This window comes from Mycobacterium sp. E2497, assembly GCF_001668695.1.
GTDB lineage: Bacteria > Actinomycetota > Actinomycetes > Mycobacteriales > Mycobacteriaceae > Mycobacterium.
In genome coordinates this window covers 1-1286 of sequence record NZ_LZKD01000106.1, presented here as the reverse complement: position 1 = coordinate 1286, position 1286 = coordinate 1, and the positions used below count along the sequence as shown (strand labels likewise).

Below are 1286 nucleotides of genomic sequence, written 5' to 3'. Positions count from 1 at the left end.
CGAGCAACGTTCCCCGGATCAACTTCTTCGCCGCGGCCAGCGCGGCGTGATAGTCCCGGGGCGGGGACGTGGCCGCCAGTTCGGTCAACCCATAGATGAGCGCGTAGACGGCCTCGATGATGCCGTTGCGGTCGGCCCGGTGCGCGAGCGCCCGGCGATGGCGGCCGCCAAAATCAGCGGTGACGGAAGCCAACTCGTGGCGGCCAGGTGATGTTCTTCCGCGCTGACGGCGGTGAGCCCACGCTGATCGGCGAATTCGGCCATGTCCAGCGCCGCCTGGTAACGGGCGGCCTGGCGCGCCGTGGGGTCGGCGATGTTGGTCATGTTCAGCCGCAACGCGGTGAGCAGGCTCATCGCCGTACACCGGCCGCGCGCACGAAAAGCGTCCCCCTGACCAAGTCCTTCGCGGAGGCGACCGTGGCCGCGTACGCCTCCGGGCCCAGACTGGCCGCCCGCTCCGTCAGCCCGCGAGTCAGCGCGTAGATGGCGTCGACCGTGGCCCGCACGTCCGTGTCGGCGGGCAGCGCGCCCCGGGTTCGGGCGTCCCCGATGATCTCGGCGACGGCGCCGCGCAACGCCTTCAGCCCGGGATACTCCGGTCGGCCGCGAACCGGGTGCTCGTTGCTTTCGGCGCGGACCGCGCGATCGAATGCGGCCAGATGCGGATGCTCGCGCATCAGCCGGCTCGCCTCGTCCAGCACCGCCGCGAGGCGATCGACCACGCCGCCGGGACCCGCGGCGGCGGCTCGCAGCCGCGGCACCGCCATGCGTTCGATGTCCTCGACGGCCGCGTCCAGCAATTCGGACTTGTTCGGGAAGTAGTGGTACAGGCTGCCGCTGGTGACGTCGGCCGCCCGGGCGATCTCACGGATGGTGGCGCCCGCGTACCCGAATTCGGCCACGCAGCGCATGGTGGCAACGACGATCCGCTGCCGCGTCTCCTCGCCGCTGGCGCCGACCGGACGTCCCCGTTGCGCCCGCGTCACCGTGCTGTCCTCACTCGCGCGTCCCGTCCGCCGGCTCCCGGTCCCCGACACGGTCGAATATAATCGAGTGATCGATTAGTTTCGGCTTCGCCGCGGAGGTGCGTAGTGCGTGATGGACGGAGCTGCGGCGGGCTTCCCGCCGCATGAGCGTCACGCCGCCGCAATTGGGTCGGCCGGTGGGTGCCGACGGTGAGCAGACCCGGGCCCGCATCATCACCGCCGCGATGCGATGTGTGGCCGAGAATGGCTATTCGCGCACCACGATTCGCGAGATCGCCCGGGCGGCCGACGTCACCAGCG

Annotated in this window: 2 protein-coding genes and 2 pseudogenes; 1 reads left to right on the top strand and 3 read right to left on the bottom strand. The window is 70.9% G+C overall.

From position 1 onward, the window contains the following. The 3 genes and pseudogenes from A5713_RS29105 to A5713_RS08105 form a co-directional block, all read right to left on the bottom strand. A pseudogene (locus A5713_RS29105) lies at window positions 1–193 on the bottom strand (hypothetical protein); the annotation flags it as partial. Further along, window positions 142–354, bottom strand: a pseudogene (locus tag A5713_RS29665) (LLM class flavin-dependent oxidoreductase); the annotation flags it as partial. The pseudogenes A5713_RS29665 and A5713_RS29105, both read right to left, overlap by 52 nt. Continuing rightward, window positions 351–986, bottom strand: coding sequence for a TetR/AcrR family transcriptional regulator (locus tag A5713_RS08105; protein ID WP_068094428.1), 636 nt, complete (start codon window positions 984–986; stop codon window positions 351–353). The gene A5713_RS08105 and the pseudogene A5713_RS29665, both read right to left, overlap by 4 nt. Before the next feature lie 143 nt (window positions 987–1129). Between A5713_RS08105 and A5713_RS08100 the strand changes: the two genes are divergently transcribed. Then, the coding region (locus A5713_RS08100) for a TetR/AcrR family transcriptional regulator (protein WP_156751733.1) at window positions 1130–1286 on the top strand (157 nt) is incomplete at its 3' end.